This window comes from Pseudoalteromonas sp. bablab_jr011, assembly GCF_016464045.1.
Classification (GTDB): Bacteria; Pseudomonadota; Gammaproteobacteria; order Enterobacterales; family Alteromonadaceae; genus Pseudoalteromonas; species Pseudoalteromonas lipolytica.
The window spans coordinates 35,490-49,135 of sequence record NZ_JACDWU010000132.1 but is presented as its reverse complement, the minus strand read 5'-3'; the positions used below and the strand labels follow the sequence as shown (position 1 = coordinate 49,135).

Here is a 13,646-nt window from a genome sequence, read left to right as displayed (position 1 = left end):
ATGAGTAGTGAAATCAGCTTATTTTTACTAATGGTTGCACCTGTGTTGAGTTTACTCAGTGCGTATGCATCAATCGAGTTATTTCGTAATGTTGCACAATGGTTCAACTTTTAGGATAGGAAATAGAATTAAGATTTCATGAAATATTGATCGGCGGACTAAAAGCGCACGTAACTAAAGGCATGTGGTTTTTTGATAGTAGACTTTATGAAGCGTGCGATTTTTCCTTTACCGGTTTTTATTTTACCTGAAGGGTACACAAAGCTAAGAATCTTTGAACAGCGTTACTTAACCATGGTAAAAGAAGCTGTTAAAGACAACACCGGATTTGTGCTTTGCACATACCAACACGACACAGAGCTTAATCTGCCTGAGTTCGGTTGTATGATGCAAATAACCGATTTTAATCAAGATGATAGCGGGCAGTTACTCATTGATGTGTATGCAGAGCATGCCGTGTCTATCAATCAACCATTTTATGATAAACAAGAACTTCGTCATGCTGATGTTGAGCGCGTGTCGAAACCGAGCTGGTATGTAAAATCAGTCGTCACCGATGAAAACTTACTACTAAGCCATACGCTGCAAGCTGTATTTGCGAATCAACCTGATTTAGCTGCACTCTATAAAGCCCCTCAATTTGATAACCTTGCGTGGGTTGCTGCGCGTTGGCTCGAAATATTACCCATTTCACTAGTTAAAAAACAACAACTTGCCTTTAAATCTAACTTTGAAAATTTGCTAAGTTTCCTCCATACTTTGATTAATACCGAATTTACTGATTAATGTGATCTGTTTGTTGTCGCTCTGCGTAATGTACGTAACGACAATAATTGGATGACATTAAAATGGTAAGTCAACAACTTCAAACAGGTTGTAAACCTAACACAGGTCAATTCACTGCCATGCCAGATACACCAAGCAAAGAGCTTGCAGATGCATTATTTGCAGTTGCAACGCACCGCGATAAACGGGCGTTTGCGCTGTTGTTCCAATATTTTTCGCCAAAAATAAAGCGCTTTGGAATTAAACAATTTGGCTCTGAAGCGCAAGCGATGGAGCTTGTGCAAGAAACGCTTACTTCAGTTTGGCGCAAGGCACACCTCTATCACAAGGATAAAGGGGCTGCAACTACATGGGTTTATACCGTGATGCGTAATGCTTCTTTCGACATGCTAAGAAAAATGAAAAGCAGTAGAGAAGAGTGTATCAGCGAAGATATTTGGCCACTTATTGATGAAGCAACTCCGGGTCAACACGAATTTAGCGACCATTTAGAAGACAAACAAATTAAGCAGTACCTTAACAAGCTGCCTCAGGCGCAACGTGAAGTTGTACGTGGGGTGTATTTTCAAGATATGTCGCAAGAACAACTTGCAGAGCATTTAAATATTCCCGTAGGCACAGTGAAGTCTCGTCTTCGCTTGGCCTTGCAGAAGTTACGCAACGAAATGGGAGACCAACATGATTAAGCACCATCCTTCTAACGACATTCTCATGCAGTTCAGCGAAGGCAATTTGCCAGCATCTTTGAGTATCGCTGTTGCTATTCATGTTGAAATGTGCCCCGTGTGTAAAAAAGAGATTGCAGCACTCGAAGCCAAACAGGCTGATAATGTATTTGCAGGATTTGATGCTGATAGTGAAGATTCATTTGATGCAGGCTTATTCGATGCAATTACAGCAGACGATGCAATCGACGAAATTTACGAGCAAGCCCCCATTACGGTTGATGTTAAAGACAAAACTTACACATTGCCTCGCGCCTTAACACGTATTGGTCACAGTAACTTTATGCAACTTGGTAAGTTGGCGCGCTCACGCATTGACATAGACGACGGTGCTTTAAGAGCCAGTCTTTTACATATTGATGCAGGGGGTGAAATTCCAGAGCACACACATACTGGATTTGAGCTAACCTTACTACTAGAGGGTGAGTTTAGTGATGAAGAAGGCAGTTACGTACCTGGAGATTTTATGATGCTTGATGGGCGTCATAATCATACGCCTAAAACGGCGCAAGGGTGCTTATGTTTTACGGTGGTGAGCAGTGCTCTACACTTTAACAAGGGTATCAGCAAATTACTTAATCCAATTGGTAATTTGATTTATTAGTAGGAACTTTATGCTGCAATCGACAATAAAAATAGGTATTAGTGCTTGCTTAGCAGGCGATAAAGTGCGTTTTGATAGTGGCCACAAAAAATCAAACTTTTGCATGGATGAGTTAGCTAATCATGTCGAGTATAAAAAGTTTTGCCCTGAAGTCGCGGTTGGTTTGCCAATACCGCGACCGACCATTCGCCAAGTGCGTGTCGGTGACACGATAAAAGTATGTCGACCAGATGGCACGGGCGATGTTGGCCCTAAACTGACCGAGTATGGTAAGCGCGTGGCAACAGAACAAACTGCTGAGTTAAGCGGTTTTGTGTTTTGTGCAAAAAGCCCAAGCTGTGGCATGGAACGGATTAAAATTTACAATGAAGCGGGTACCGGAAATACTTCTGAGGGCGTTGGTTTTTTTGCTGAGCAAATTATGGCTCACAACCCGCTACTACCCTGTGAAGAAAACGGTCGCTTAAACGATATGCACCTGCGTGAAAACTTTGTCATGCGGGTCTACACCTACAAACATTGGCAAACGCTTAATGAGCAACCCATTACCGTGCACCGTTTAACGCAGTTTCATGCGCAATATAAATATTTGCTGATGGCTCATAATTACGAGGCGTATCGAAACTTGGGTAACTTACTGGGCACATTTGATGGCGAAGATATTAATGCGCTCGCGAATGAGTACATTTTGGGACTAATGACCGCATTAAAGAAACCTGCTTCGCGAAAAAATAATGCCAATACCTTAATGCACTTGCAGGGGTATTTTAAAAAGTCGCTCACTAAAATTGAAAAGCAAGAGCTTCGCGATGCGATTGATGAGTATCGAAAAGGACTTGTTCCTTTGTACGTACCGCTTACCTTAATTAAGCACCATCTAAAAATACATCCCAATGAATACCTTGCAAAGCAAGTCTATTTTGACCCTTACCCGAACGAACTGAAATTACGCTACGGAATTTAATGAAGACATTATTTTGGTTTAGGCGCGATTTGCGCCTTTTTAATAACGACGCTTTATATCGCGCTATCGACAATGGATGCCAAGATGCGGTGTTTTTTATAACCGAAAAACAATGGCAACAACATGATGTAGCACCTATTCAGATTGATTTATTAAAGCGCCGTTTAGCATTTTTAGGGCAACTTTTAGCAGACAAAGGCATTACATTACACCTTATTGATGCACACGATTATTCGGGGTGTGTTGATAAGCTCTCAGCGTTTTGCCAACAGCATTCTATTGAAAATGTTTATGCAAATAATGAATACGAACTCAATGAAGTTGAACGAGATAATGCATTTTTAGCTAAAGCTGATGCGCTAAATGTACATTTTTACAGCTATGATGGTGATGTTATTGCCCCCCCAGGCAGTATTAAAAACCAAAGTGGCGAGATGTTTAAAGTGTTCACGCCTTTCAAAAATGCGTGGTTAAAGCAGTTTCAAGATACGCATTTTTATTTTGCCGAGCCGCCTAATATGCCACCTGCAGTTCAGTGGCAAGAAAATGAATTATTAACCTCTGACGGCAGCTCCGAAAAATGGCCGGTTGATGATGAAACGCTAAGCCATGTATGTGCACGCTTTATCGACGAAAAGCTTGGTACGTATCAGGAACAACGTGATATCCCAAGTATTAAAGGCACCTCTGGTTTAAGCCCTTATTTAGCGGTGGGCATTATTAGTGTTCATCAGTTGCTGGCGCTCATTCAGCAGCGTCATCCCGATGTATTGAAAAATGCTAAAAGTAGTCTGTTTTGCTGGGTAAACGAGTTGATTTGGCGCGAGTTCTATCGTCACCTGATTGCGATTTATCCAAATTTGAGTAAATACGCCAACTTTAACGATAAATACGATGCCCTAGCATGGCGCGACGACGAACATGACTTTAATGCGTGGTGTGAAGGTAAAACCGGCTATCCGCTTGTGGATGCAGCAATGCGACAATTATTGCAAACCGGCTGGATGCATAACCGGTTGCGAATGGTGGTTGCTAGTTTCTTAACTAAGCACCTCCTTATTGATTGGCGCAAAGGCGAACGCTTTTTTATGAAACACTTGATTGATGGCGATCTGGCGTCAAACAATGGTGGATGGCAATGGGCTGCTAGCACAGGGTGTGATGCACAACCTTATTTTCGTATTTTTAATCCAATTACCCAAAGCGAGCGCTTTGATCCAGATGGTGAGTTTATCCGTAAATATCTACCAGAGTTGGAAAAAATACCTGCGAAACACATTCACTTCCCACATGACTACTTAGCTAAACAGGGAAGTAAAAGCAGTTATTGGTCTCCAATAGTTGATCATAAAGCGGCGCGAGAGCGTGCGTTGAACGCGTTTAAGGTGTGATATGGACAAGGCGACCCTTGACAGATTTATTAATGTTTATCAAACACTCAATAAAGACAATTTGCATCTGCTTGATGAAATCTACCATCAAGATATCCAGTTTTCAGACCCCCTTCATGCAGTGGATGGTTTAGCCGCTTTACACGGCTATTTTAAAAATTTGTACGCTAATGTTATTTCTTGTGAATTTAACATCACTGATGTCGAGCACACGACCAACAAAGCCTTTATTTATTGGACAATGTTTTACCGTCATCCAAAATTAAACAAAGGTAAAAAAATAGCGGTGGAAGGGCACAGTCGGCTCGTTTTTTCGAACGAAAAAATTATCCAACATCGCGATTATTTCGATGCGGGTGCCTTACTGTACAGACACATTCCGTTACTTGGTTCAGCAGTTCGTTTCATTGATAAAAGAGCGAGTGCATAATGACAACACTAATTACAGGCGCGACATCTGGCATAGGTGAAGCGCTTGCGTATAAATACGCAGATGCTGGCGAGCAGGTTATAGCATGTGGTCGTAACACCGACAAGCTTGCTAAATTAAGTGCCCACAGCAACATTGAACGTTGTGAGTTTGATGCCACAAATTTGCAAGACATCCGTTCAAGCACCGTGGCCTACACACAATTTGATCGCGTTATATTAAACGCAGGAAATTGTGAATATATTGATGATGCGCGTAATTTCGACAGTGCATTATTTACCCGCGTTGTAACAACAAACTTATTAAGCATGGGCTACTGCTTAGAGGCCTTGCTGCCAAAAATTAAGCCGGGTGGCCAGTTGGTCATTGTCAGTTCAAGCGTCACATATTTACCCTTGCCACGAAGCCAAGCCTATGGCGCCTCTAAGGCGGGAGTCAGTTATTTAGCAAACAGCCTTGCTGTTGATTTAAATGATGTAGACGTGACCTTGGTTCATCCCGGATTTGTGAAAACGCCTTTAACAGATAAAAACGACTTTCCTATGCCCATGGCGGTTAGCGCAGAAAAAGCAGCTAGTTACATATACAAAGGGGTTGAAAAACGACGTAAGGAAGTGCATTTCCCTTATCGATTTACCCTCATTTTAAAATTATTACGAATGCTTCCTACGCCATTATGGCTGAAGCTTGCAAAAGGATTATCACGTTGAAAAAAGTGGCCGTAATTGGGTCGGGTATAGCAGGTTTAAGCTGTGCGCACCTACTTCATAAACATTATGATGTAACAGTGTTTGAAAAAAATGACTATATAGGCGGTCACACTGCCACAATTGATGTCAACGTTGACGGTGTTGATTATGCCGTTGATACAGGCTTTATTGTGTTTAATGATAGAACCTATCCATACTTTGAAAAATTGCTCGACCGATTGGGTGTGCAACGACAAAAAACGCAAATGAGTTTTAGTGTGCATAACGAACAAACGGGCTTTGAATACAATGGCCACACTTTTTTTAGTTTATTTGCACAAAAGCGAAATATCTTTCGTCCTAAGTTTTGGAAACTACTCAAAGACATCGTGCGTTTTAATGATGTGTGTAAGGCGTTACATGCAGAGCAAAATTATCAACCTAACCAAACGCTAGGCGAGTTTTTAGATGAGCATGATTTTAACGAATTTTTTCGTTACCACTACATCCTGCCTATGGGAGCTGCAATTTGGTCGACCAGTATTAAAGAAATGACCAAAGTGGGAACAGAGTTCTTCGTTAAGTTCTTTTATAACCATGGCCTTTTAGATATTACCAACCGCCCTCAGTGGTATGTTATTCCGGGAGGGTCTCGTGAATACATCAAGCCAATGATTAAAGGTTTTGCAGACAAAATTCGTCTTAACAGTAATATTAGTTCTGTATCGCGTGGTGAAGAGTGTGCCCATGTTCATTTTGATGACGGTTACAGCGAAACGTTTGATAAAGTTGTTTTTGCGTGTCACTCAGACCAAGCTTTAAAGCTCTTGTTAGACCCAACTGAGGATGAAAAAGCGGTACTTTCTGCGATTCCATACACAGCGAATTCGGTGGTATTGCATACCGATACCTCTTTGCTTCCTAAACGTAAGGCTGCCTGGGCAAGTTGGAATTATTTGCTTAATAACAACACAGACAAAGCTGCTGTGGTTACTTACCAAATGAATATTTTGCAAGGAATTGAAAGTAAACCACAATTCTGTGTGACCTTGAACCACTTAGAGGGAATTAACAAAAACAAAATCTTACGCGAATTTATCTATCACCATCCTGTCTTTAACAAAGAATCTATTGCTGCCCAGCAGAAAAAAGCGCTGATAGATGGCCATAAAAACAGCTATTTCTGCGGTGCCTATTGGTACAATGGTTTTCATGAAGATGGTGTAAGAAGTGCCGTGAATGTTGCTAAACAACTCGGAGTTGAGTTTGAATAGTGCTATTTACATTGGTGATGTTCGACATCGGCGTTTTGCAGTAAAAGAGCATCACTTTAAATACCCGCTCTACATGATGTGGGTCGATTTAGCCAAGCCAGAGGAGCTGAATAATATTCATCCTTGGCTTGGTTGTAATGGCTTTAAACTATTAAAGTTTAAACAAAGCGATTATTTTAACTATCAAACCAACATGCAGTTATCATTGCAGCAACGCGCACTGGATAAGCTTGCGGAACTGGGGGTTAACACAACGTTTAGCCATGTTTATATGCTGGGGCAAATGCGCTGTTTTGGCATTTACTTCAGCCCCGTAAATTTTTTCTTTTATCAAACCTCCGATGGCAATTTCACACACATGCTTGCAGAAGTGAGTAACACGCCGTGGAATGAACGTCATTATTATGTCGTACCTTTAGAAAAAAAAGTGAACTTTAAAAAGGTTTTCTCCGTATCACCTTTCATGAACTTAGATATGAACTATCATTGGAATGTCAGACTTAATTCCGATAACGCTATGATTCATATTGAAAATAAAAAAGACGACACTCTTTTGTTTGATGCAACACTTCGTTTGCAAAGGCAAGCCCTGACTAAAGAGCAGGTTAGTGCCGTGCTGAAACAGTTTCCAGCGATGACGTTGAGTATTTTTAAAGGTATTTACATTCATGCGCTGAAACTATTTTGCAAACGTGTGCCCTTTATTGGTCACTCAGGCAAGCAAGAGAATTAAAATTAGGTGATGTGATGGAAAAAGTATCAAATTTAACGCAATCCTCTACAACAGGTTGGTTGTCAAAAATTTATAAGAAACTGGTGACAGGTGCGTTCAGCAGTATCGACATAGGCTGCATCACATTAATTGATGGCAACGAGCGCGAACAGTTTGGTAATCCACACAGTTCGCTCAGTGTTACGGTGACAGTAAATGACGCCGCAATGTACAAAATGTTTGCCATGTCGGGCAGTGTGGGGGCTGGTGAAGCGTATATTTTAGGGTATTGGGATTGTGATAACTTAACGCAACTCATCGAAATATTTGCCCTCAACCAAGACAAACTAGACGCTTTTGAAAAAAAATTCGCTTTTTTAAGTGGTATTGCTCACCGAGTCAACCACTTAAAAAATAAAAACTCTGCATCGGGTTCTAAAAAGAACATCGCAGCGCATTATGATTTAGGCAATGATTTATACAGCGCATTTTTAAGTGACGAAATGCTTTATTCATGCGCTGTGTATCCATCGAAAGCAGCGACGCTAGAACAAGCACAAACACACAAACTCGCTCTTATATGTGAGCAAGTTGACTTGCAACCTGGCGATAAGGTCATTGAGATTGGAACGGGGTGGGGGGCATTTGCTATCTATGCTGCAACGCATTTTGATTGCCATGTCACAACCACCACTATTTCTGATGAGCAGCATGATTATGTTGCAGAAAAAATAAAAGAATTAAATTTAGAGCACAAAATAACGTTGCTTAAACACGATTATCGACTCCTTGAGGGCCGCTACGATAAGCTTGTCTCTATTGAGATGATTGAAGCTGTGGGTCACGAGTATTTGCCTGGCTTTTTTGCGAAGTGTCAGTCACTGCTAAAAGCTAATGGGGCAATGCTTATACAAGCGATCACAATTGCGGATCAACGCTATAGCCATTACTTAAAGAACTCAGATTTTATACAGCAGTATATTTTCCCCGGCGGTTGTTTGCCATGCTTAGATGAAATGAACAAGCAAATTAAACAGCAAACTGACATGGTTGTTCACAGTGTTAAAGACATTGGGGTGCATTACGCCAGAACGTTGGCTGACTGGCGTGAACGCTTTGTGGCAAGCTGGCCTGAAATCGATAAAGTAAAATTCGATCAACGCTTCTATCGCTTGTGGCTATTTTATTTGGCTTATTGCGAAGGCGCGTTCAGAACGCGTTCGATTAGCACGGTTCATTTGGTTGCGCGTCGACCTCGTTTTGTTCACTCAGGCGATGACATTGCGCTCAATTATTAATTTCGTGTTGTTTCAGGGAGTGTGGTTTATGGCCTTACTCCTTGAGCAACAAGCCATTATTCCAGCTTTAGGCATTGTTGGGTTGATGATCTATCTTTCCGAGCAACGCAAGCAAGACCTTTTGCTTCTAGTGTGTGGCCTGCCCCTTGCGTTAGGCTTTGAATGGCTTGCGACATCCTTAAATTTACTGAGTTTTAAAGTCTACCCCTTTCCATTTTGGCTGGTACTCCTTTGGGGAGCATTGCTTTTAACCATCAATACTTCAATGCAGTTTCTACAAAAGCTTCCATGGTATTTAGGGTGGCTTGTATGCGCTCTTTTTGCACCGGGTAGCTATTTTGCAGGGGCGCGTTTTGGTGTTTTAAACATCGATATATCGCTTTGGATGTTCTGGTTGTGTTATGGCATTAGTTGGGCCTCGATGTTCATGGCAATTATTGTCATAAACAAACGCTATTTAACCTCAAAATGATCACTTAGCCCCTGTGATGCGTAGTGTCTAAAAGATATGTTTTAAGGTATAGAACAATGAAATACAGACTCGCATTACTCCTATTTTCCTCACTGGTATTAATGACAAACGCTAACGCTACGGGTTTTAAAACCGTAGGCCAAGCAAAAATGGAATACTTGTTTTGGGATGTGTATGACGCAAAACTAGAAACGCCCACAGGACACTATGTTTTTGGCCAGCACCCAACCAAACTCACCTTAACGTATCTGCGCGATTTTTCGGCAAAAGATATTGTTAAAGCCACTAATGAGCAATGGCAGCATTTGGGCTTTGATGAAATGGTTGGTGCCTTTGATACTCAATTACTTGATTTATGGCCAGATATAAAAGAAAACGATTCCTTGTCATTTGAAACAAACCAACAGGGAATTGGAACTTTTTACTTCAACAACGAAAAACTTGGTGCTATTGAAGATGAAAGGTTTGCCGATATTTTTTTAGCAATTTGGCTTAGTGCCGACACAACAGAGCCTTCACTTAGAAAACAGCTTATAGGAGGGAAACATGATTAAGCTCAAAGCAATGTTCATTTCAGCTATGGTATTTTTAGTCGCGAGTTGTTCAGCCCCTGATGTTGATTATTATAAAGGGACAGAGCCAGAATTTAACTTTAAACGTTTCTTCAGTGGTGAACTCAAAGCGTACGGCGTTGTTCAAGACCACAAGGGCGAGTTAACGCGTAAGTTAGTTGTTGATATGCAAGCAAGCTGGCAAGGCAGCCAAGGGGTGATTGATGAGCAGTTTGTTTATGACGATGGGGAAACGCAAACTCGCACTTGGTATATCACTCTAAATGATGACGGGAGTATTTCAGGTACCGCTTCAGATGTAGTGGGTGAAGCGAAAGGGGATAGTAACGGCAGTGTGTTTTATTGGACTTACTCGGTAGAACTTCCTTATAACGATAGTGCTTTAGTTGTAAACTTCGATGATTGGATGTACTTGGTAACACAATCGCGCTTGATTAACCGTACCGCTATTGATAAGTTTGGTGTCGAGGTTGGGGAAGTAACCTTGGTTATCGAGAAAATCGAATGATCGTTTAGCTGTCATAAAACCTTTTGGAAGATGGTTAAATTCAGTCTTTATTAATCCTGATGTCACTAAGTTAGTGATAGACAGTTAAAATGTAGCCATTTTTGAATAATTTACGTAAAAATAGCAATTTGCTGTTGCTAACTTTTCAAAAATGCATAAAGATAGGTTTTGCGAAGGCAAAATAATAACGAATAGGAATCTAACAATGAATAAAGCTCAATTAGTTGAAAAAATCGCTACTGATGCAGAAATCTCAAAAGCGGCAGCAACGCGTGCACTAGATGCATTCACTGGCGCAGTTACTAACTCTCTTAAAGAAGGTAACTCAGTAGCATTAGTTGGTTTCGGCACATTCTCGGTAAAAGAGCGTGCAGCGCGTACTGGCCGTAACCCACAAACTGGTGCAGAAATCCAAATCGCAGCAGCAACTATCCCAAGCTTTAAAGCGGGTAAAGGTCTTAAAGACCAAGTTAATCCTTAATAAGAATAAGTACTTATTAATTAAAAAAAGGGCTAATAGCCCTTTTTTTGTGTCTGTAATAAAGCGGTAAAGGCTTATGCCTTTAACGCCTTATCACCTCGACCAATGCCGACCGCACCCGAACGCACGACTTCAATTAAGTCTGTTTCATGGCGAAGCGTGTCCAAGAACGATTCTATTTTCTCGGTACTTGCGACAAGCTGTAATGTATAGCTGTGGCGGCCCATATCGAGTATGGCACCTTGAAACACATCGACAACGCGCGTGACTGCGGCACGGGTGTTTTCATCTTGAGCAAAGACTTTTACTAACAATAACTCACGCTCGATGTGTGCCATTTCTGTTAAATCAATGATTTTAAGTACATCCACAAGTTTATTTACTTGCTTTGTGATTTGCTCAACAATGCGGTCATCACCCATTGTGGTGATAGTGATACGTGAAAGTGAGTGGTCATCAGTGGTGCCCACTGTCAGGCTATCAATGTTGTAAGCGCGCTGTGAAAATAAGCCAACAATGCGAGACAGTGAACCTGGTTCGTTTTCTAATAAAATCGATAAAATACGGCGCATTATGCTTTTACTCCTTTACGTAACCACATGTCATCCACAGCCCCTAGCTTTATTTGCATTGGGTAAACATGCTCTTTTTCATCAACACAAATATCTAAGAATACTAATCGGTCGTTAATCGACATCGCTTTGTCAATGGCTGGTTGTAGTTCATCAATATGATCTACGCGAATACCGACATGGCCATAGCTTTCAACCAGTTTTACAAAATCAGGTAATGATTCCATGTACGATGATGAGTGACGCCCTGAATACATCATGTCTTGCCATTGGCGAACCATGCCTAGTGAACGGTTATTAAGTGACACGACTTTCACAGCAAGGTTATATTGCAAGCAAGTCGAAAGCTCTTGAATATTCATTTGAATCGAGCCATCACCGGTAACACAAATTGATTCTTTGTCTGGGAAAGCCAGTTTTACACCCATAGCCGCAGGCAAGCCAAAGCCCATCGTGCCAAGGCCTCCAGAGTTAATCCATTGGCGCGGGTGTTTAAACGGGTAGTACTGAGCTGCAAACATTTGATGTTGGCCTACGTCAGAGCTGACATACGCATCGCCATTGGTTGCTTTGTAAATTGCTTCTATAACCGCTTGCGGTTTAATTTTATCGCCATCGGTGCTGTAGCTCAGACACTTTTGCTCTCGCCAGCTAATAATTTGTCGCCACCAATCCTCTTGTGCAGAACGGTCAATCGCAATGGAGCTTTTATCTATTGCGCTTTGTAATTGTTCAAGTACCGTTTGTAAGCAACCAACGACAGGAATATGTGCTTTTATGGTTTTTGAAATCGATGTAGGGTCAACATCAACATGAACAATAGTGGCGTTCGGGCAGAATTTTTTTACATTATTGGTTACCCGATCATCGAATCGTGCCCCTAACGCTAAAATAACGTCGGCATGGGCCATCGCTTTATTTGCCTCTAGACTGCCGTGCATACCCAACATACCGATAAAGTTAGGGTGTGTGCCGCTAATACCACCTAGTCCCATTAATGTATTTGTAATGGGGGCATTAAGTGACTCTACAAGATGGGTTAATTGCTCTGATGTATTCGAGAGAATAATGCCGCCACCAGAATAAATAACAAGCTTTTTCGCTTCTAGAATGGCAGTGACAGCTTTACGAATTTGCTTTGAATGACCCTTGGTATTTGGGTTGTATGTGCGAAGCTCTGTTGCTTTTGGAAAATCAAATGGAAATTTAATGGCTGGGTTTAGCATGTCTTTTGGCAATTCAACCACAACAGGACCAGGACGCCCTGTGCTGGCTATGTAGAATGCTTTGGCAAGAATGGCCGGGATTTCCTGTGCGCTTCGACAGTTAAAGCTATGCTTTACAATCGGACGAGAGCAGCCAACGATATCGGTCTCTTGAAAGGCGTCATCGCCAATCAGTCCTGTGGGTACTTGACCAGACAACACAACCATAGGAATGGAGTCCATATAAGCGGTAGCAATACCGGTAATGCAGTTTGTTGCTCCAGGACCCGAAGTTGCAAGCACCACACCGACATCGCCCGTTGCTCGGGCATAACCATCGGCCATATGCGTGGCTGCTTGTTCATGACGTACTAAGATATGTTCGATATCATCTTGTTGAAAAAGTGCGTCGTATAAATCCAGCACTGACCCGCCTGGGTAGCCAAAGATATATTTAACCTTTAATTCTTTAAGTGCCCGAACAACAAGTTCGGATCCATTATATTCTGCTGTACTCATCCTCATTCCTCTGTGTGCTAGCTACAAGAGCATAAAAAAACCCCCGCAAATGGCGGGGGTTTTTAAAAGCGTGCTTTCATCTTTTAATACGTCCCCGCTGGGCTTTTTACTAAGACCAGTACGAGTACATTGACGACTAAAAGATGGCTGCGAAAATTCATTGTTTTTTCTTTATAAAAATAACAGCCGACTAGACGGCTACTGTTTAAAATTTGTTAGGGTTATTTTTAAGCCTTTTGGAAACTGATGTCAACCGCAAAAGCATCTTTTTGCATTAATTTTTCTTTTCTGATGCGTTGATTTGTATTTATTGCATCTAAAATCATTTTTTGCACGTATATTAAGGTGTAACTATGCATTAAATTGTTCGTGTGGCAAGCGTTAAGTGTCTGTAATAAATAACCTAAGGTCATGTTATTTATGCATAACTTAGCTATGATTAGC

Annotated in this window: 16 protein-coding genes; 14 read left to right on the top strand and 2 right to left on the bottom strand. The window is 41.4% G+C overall.

Annotation, left to right across the window (positions count from 1 at the left end; genetic code table 11):
* Positions 1-207: 207 nt before the first annotated feature.
* The 14 genes from JIG41_RS05705 (at position 208) to JIG41_RS05640 (ending at position 10,906) form a co-directional block, all read left to right on the top strand.
* Positions 208-786, top strand: coding sequence for an LON peptidase substrate-binding domain-containing protein (locus tag JIG41_RS05705; RefSeq protein WP_182396522.1), 579 nt, complete (start codon positions 208-210; stop codon positions 784-786).
* Positions 787-848: 62 nt separating this feature from the next.
* The gene (locus tag JIG41_RS05700) at positions 849-1,472 is read left to right on the top strand and encodes a sigma-70 family RNA polymerase sigma factor (protein ID WP_036972027.1); all 624 of its coding nucleotides are present in this window, start codon (positions 849-851) and stop codon (positions 1,470-1,472) included.
* Entirely contained in the window at positions 1,465-2,115 is a 651-nt protein-coding gene (locus JIG41_RS05695; protein ID WP_036972025.1) for a ChrR family anti-sigma-E factor, read from the top strand. The genes JIG41_RS05700 and JIG41_RS05695 overlap by 8 nt, the downstream gene beginning before the upstream one ends.
* A 10-nt stretch (positions 2,116-2,125) precedes the next feature.
* Positions 2,126-3,079, top strand: coding sequence for a DUF523 and DUF1722 domain-containing protein (locus JIG41_RS05690; protein WP_036972023.1), 954 nt, complete (start codon positions 2,126-2,128; stop codon positions 3,077-3,079).
* Complete coding sequence (phrB, locus tag JIG41_RS05685; RefSeq protein ID WP_199524401.1) at positions 3,079-4,470, top strand: deoxyribodipyrimidine photo-lyase; 1,392 nt, start codon at positions 3,079-3,081, stop codon at positions 4,468-4,470. The genes JIG41_RS05690 and phrB overlap by 1 nt, the downstream gene beginning before the upstream one ends.
* 1 nt (position 4,471) lies before the next feature.
* Positions 4,472-4,900, top strand: a complete 429-nt coding sequence (locus JIG41_RS05680; protein ID WP_036972020.1) for a nuclear transport factor 2 family protein — start codon at positions 4,472-4,474, stop codon at positions 4,898-4,900.
* Positions 4,900-5,610, top strand: coding sequence for an SDR family NAD(P)-dependent oxidoreductase (locus JIG41_RS05675; protein WP_036972018.1), 711 nt, complete (start codon positions 4,900-4,902; stop codon positions 5,608-5,610). Before JIG41_RS05680 ends, JIG41_RS05675 begins: the two co-directional genes overlap by 1 nt.
* The gene (locus tag JIG41_RS05670; protein ID WP_036972017.1) at positions 5,607-6,863 is read left to right on the top strand and encodes an NAD(P)/FAD-dependent oxidoreductase; all 1,257 of its coding nucleotides are present in this window, start codon (positions 5,607-5,609) and stop codon (positions 6,861-6,863) included. Before JIG41_RS05675 ends, JIG41_RS05670 begins: the two co-directional genes overlap by 4 nt.
* Positions 6,856-7,596: a DUF1365 domain-containing protein gene (locus tag JIG41_RS05665; RefSeq protein ID WP_036972014.1), complete on the top strand. Its 741-nt coding sequence runs from the start codon at positions 6,856-6,858 to the stop codon at positions 7,594-7,596. Before JIG41_RS05670 ends, JIG41_RS05665 begins: the two co-directional genes overlap by 8 nt.
* Before the next feature lie 14 nt (positions 7,597-7,610).
* Positions 7,611-8,873, top strand: coding sequence for a cyclopropane-fatty-acyl-phospholipid synthase family protein (locus JIG41_RS05660; protein ID WP_075593257.1), 1,263 nt, complete (start codon positions 7,611-7,613; stop codon positions 8,871-8,873).
* Positions 8,851-9,345: a DUF2878 domain-containing protein gene (locus JIG41_RS05655; RefSeq protein WP_199524400.1), complete on the top strand. Its 495-nt coding sequence runs from the start codon at positions 8,851-8,853 to the stop codon at positions 9,343-9,345. The genes JIG41_RS05660 and JIG41_RS05655 overlap by 23 nt, the downstream gene beginning before the upstream one ends.
* A gap of 56 nt (positions 9,346-9,401) precedes the next feature.
* On the top strand, positions 9,402-9,899 hold the full coding sequence (locus JIG41_RS05650) for a chalcone isomerase family protein (protein ID WP_182396529.1): 498 nt from the start codon (positions 9,402-9,404) through the stop codon (positions 9,897-9,899).
* Positions 9,892-10,425 (top strand): DUF3833 domain-containing protein, encoded by a 534-nt coding sequence (locus JIG41_RS05645; RefSeq protein WP_199524399.1) that lies wholly within the window; start codon positions 9,892-9,894, stop codon positions 10,423-10,425. Before JIG41_RS05650 ends, JIG41_RS05645 begins: the two co-directional genes overlap by 8 nt.
* Before the next feature lie 205 nt (positions 10,426-10,630).
* Positions 10,631-10,906, top strand: a complete 276-nt coding sequence (locus JIG41_RS05640) for an HU family DNA-binding protein (RefSeq protein WP_036972004.1) — start codon at positions 10,631-10,633, stop codon at positions 10,904-10,906.
* A 74-nt stretch (positions 10,907-10,980) separates the two neighbouring features.
* On the opposite strand, the gene ilvN is transcribed toward JIG41_RS05640, so the two are convergent.
* A complete protein-coding gene (gene ilvN / locus JIG41_RS05635; RefSeq protein ID WP_036972002.1) occupies positions 10,981-11,478 on the bottom strand; it encodes an acetolactate synthase small subunit in 498 nt (165 codons plus the stop codon).
* Positions 11,478-13,202 (bottom strand): acetolactate synthase 3 large subunit, encoded by a 1,725-nt coding sequence (locus tag JIG41_RS05630; RefSeq protein WP_199524398.1) that lies wholly within the window; start codon positions 13,200-13,202, stop codon positions 11,478-11,480. The genes ilvN and JIG41_RS05630 overlap by 1 nt, the downstream gene beginning before the upstream one ends.
* Between the last annotated feature and the right edge of the window lie 444 nt (positions 13,203-13,646).